Source organism: Streptomyces sp. NPDC059567, assembly GCF_042735655.1.
GTDB lineage: Bacteria > Actinomycetota > Actinomycetes > Streptomycetales > Streptomycetaceae > Streptomyces.
The window spans coordinates 6,955-9,410 of record NZ_JBHWBS010000159.1 but is presented as its reverse complement, the minus strand read 5'-3'; the positions used below and the strand labels follow the sequence as shown (position 1 = coordinate 9,410).

Annotated in this window: 3 protein-coding genes; 1 reads left to right on the top strand and 2 read right to left on the bottom strand. The window is 71.4% G+C overall.

Features of this window, described 5'->3' with window-relative positions; genetic code table 11:
* Positions 1–48: 48 nt before the first annotated feature.
* Positions 49–615 carry a DUF3017 domain-containing protein gene (locus ACFVZW_RS35825; RefSeq protein WP_384530614.1) on the bottom strand — a complete coding sequence of 189 codons (567 nt, stop codon included), beginning with the start codon at positions 613–615 and terminating at the stop codon, positions 49–51.
* Between the two features lie 2 nt (positions 616–617).
* The gene (locus ACFVZW_RS35820; RefSeq protein WP_383558225.1) at positions 618–1,478 is read right to left on the bottom strand and encodes a bifunctional methylenetetrahydrofolate dehydrogenase/methenyltetrahydrofolate cyclohydrolase; all 861 of its coding nucleotides are present in this window, start codon (positions 1,476–1,478) and stop codon (positions 618–620) included.
* Positions 1,479–1,723: 245 nt separating this feature from the next.
* Between ACFVZW_RS35820 and ACFVZW_RS35815 the strand changes: the two genes are divergently transcribed.
* Positions 1,724–2,338: a hypothetical protein gene (locus tag ACFVZW_RS35815; protein WP_384530611.1), complete on the top strand. Its 615-nt coding sequence runs from the start codon at positions 1,724–1,726 to the stop codon at positions 2,336–2,338.
* Positions 2,339–2,456 lie beyond the last annotated feature (118 nt).

Here is a 2,456-nt window from a genome sequence, read left to right as displayed (position 1 = left end):
GAGGACGGGCGCCGCGGTTTCCGTTCGCGAGTGCGTCGCCGCCGGCGCCTAGGTGACCGTGAGGTGGAGGATGTCCTCCAGGAACGGGATCCTGAGCCAGGGGTCCGGCTGCACCATGAGCGCCAGCAGCACGATGAGCCCGCCCATGACCCCGTACGTGACCATGTCGGTGAACCGCGACCGTACGGCGAGCATCCCGACCGACGGCAGCGCGCGCCGCAGTCCCGCGCCGGTGAGCAGCGCCACACCGACGAGCATCGTCCCGACGCGGAAGGACTGCGCGAACAGATCCGTCCCGACGATGAACAGCCCCAGCGCGGTCAGCCCCAGCACGGTCAGCAGCGGCCACTGCCGGGCCGGCGCGGGCGCCCCGACGGGAGCGGCCCGGCCGCCGCCCTCGGGCCGCGCGGTGTCCGTGGTCATGGCGGGCGGACGCCGCGACCGCCCGGGAGGGGTCGCGGCGGCGTCCTTGGCGGACGGCTCGGCGGCGTCCTCGACGGGGGCCAGGGACTCGGCGGAGGCGTCCGGCGCCTCGCCCTCGGTCCGGCCCGCGTCCAGGTGCTCGCCCGGGTCCTCGGCGCCCGGGGCGCCCTTGGCGCTCACGCGCGAGGTCATCGTCAGAGCGCCGCGGCCGCGCGCTCCGCGGCCTCGACGACGTTGACAAGGAGCTGCGCACGGGTCATCGGACCCACACCGCCGGGGTTCGGCGAGATCCAGCCGGCGACCTCGGAGACACCGGGGTCGACGTCGCCGAGGATCTTGCCCTCGCCGTTGCGCGAGACACCGACGTCGAGCACGGCGGCGCCCGGCTTCACGTCCTCGGGCTTGATCAGGTGCGGCACACCGGCCGCGGCGACGATGATGTCGGCCCGTCGCAGATGGGCCGCCAGGTCACGCGTACCGGTGTGGCACTGCGTCACCGTCGCGTTCTCCGAGCGCCGGGTCAGCAGCAGCGGCATCGGGCGCCCGATGGTGACACCGCGCCCCACGACCACGACCTCCGCGCCGTTGATCTCCACACCGTGCTCGCGCAGCAGCTGGATGATGCCGTACGGGGTGCAGGGCAGCGGCGCCGGCTCGTTCAGCACGAGACGGCCGAGGTTCATCGGGTGCAGACCGTCGGCGTCCTTGGCCGGGTCCATCAGCTCCAGGATGCGGTTCTCGTCGATGCCCTTGGGGAGCGGGAGTTGGACGATGTACCCGGTGCACGCCGGGTCCTCGTTGAGCTCGCGTACGACCGCCTCGATCTCGTCCTGGGTGGCGGTGGCGGGCAGTTCGCGCTGGATGGAGGCGATGCCGACCTGCGCGCAGTCGCGGTGCTTGCCTGCGACGTACTTCTGGCTGCCCGGGTCGTCCCCGACCAGGATCGTGCCGAGGCCGGGCGTGACGCCCTTCTCCTCGAGGGCCGCCACACGGGCGGTCAGGTCGGACTTGATCGCGGCTGCGGTGGCCTTGCCATCGAGAATCTGGGCGCTCATGGAGCCATCCTCCCGGATGACCCCTCGCTTGTTCCAATTCGGCCGTACACGGCCCTGCGCCGTGCGGCCGGAGAGGTTGCACTTGCACAACTCCCGGCTTTCCGACTGGACAAAAAGTCGATGCTGCGACGACGATGACCGCGCAGTGCCGCGTGCAGTGCCGGGGGGCAAATCACTCATAAGCTGTGAGAAGTACCTCCGCGCGGGCCGCGTCGTCCCCGCACAACCCACGGAGGAAACCCGCGATGAGCTTCGGCGATCCGAACAACCCCTACGGCCAGCCGCAGGGCCAGCAGCCGGGATACGGCCAGCCGCAGGGCCAGCAGCCCGGATACGGCTACCCGCAGCAGGCTCCGCAGGGCGTGCCCCCGCAGCAGTACGGGTACCCGCAGGCTCCGCCGGTCCAGCCGTACGGCGTGGGCGGTTACCCGCAGGGTCCGCAGAAGATGCCCGGCCTGATGACCGCGGCCCGGGTGATCCTGTTCGTCCTGTCGGGCCTGCAGATCATCATCGGGATCATCGCCGGCATCGGCGTCGCGGCGGCCTCCAGCGCGGTCGACTCGGACGCCGCGACCGGCCTGGCCGGCCTGGGCTTCGCCGTCGTCGCCCTCCTGCTGGCCTTCGCCGGCCTGGGGATCTTCCTCGGAGTGAAGTTCGCCACCGGCGGCACCGCGATCCGCGTCATCACGATCATCTACGCCTCGCTGATGCTCATCGGCGGACTCGGCAACTTCGCCTCCGGCGAGGCCACCGGCGTCCCCGGCGGCATCATCAGCCTCGCCCTCGGCGGCATCATCCTCGCGTCGATGGTGAACTCGCAGGCGTCCGCGTGGTTCAACCGCCCGCGCAACCAGTACTGATCCACTCACGCGAAGGGGCCCGGTTCCACCAGGAACCCGGGCCCCGGGCGGGGGTGAACCGGACAACCCGGGGGGTTTAAAAAAAAGACGCCGCCCCCCGCTTTGGGGGGTGTTTTAT

Bases quoted from the DNA above. Each gene is read 5' to 3' on its own strand.
- ACFVZW_RS35825 (WP_384530614.1), bottom strand. From the start codon at position 615: ATGACCTCGCGCGTGAGCGCCAAGGGCGCCCCGGGCGCCGAGGACCCG.
- ACFVZW_RS35820 (WP_383558225.1), bottom strand. From the start codon at position 1,478: ATGAGCGCCCAGATTCTCGATGGCAAGGCCACCGCAGCCGCGATCAAG.
- ACFVZW_RS35815 (WP_384530611.1), top strand. From the start codon at position 1,724: ATGAGCTTCGGCGATCCGAACAACCCCTACGGCCAGCCGCAGGGCCAG.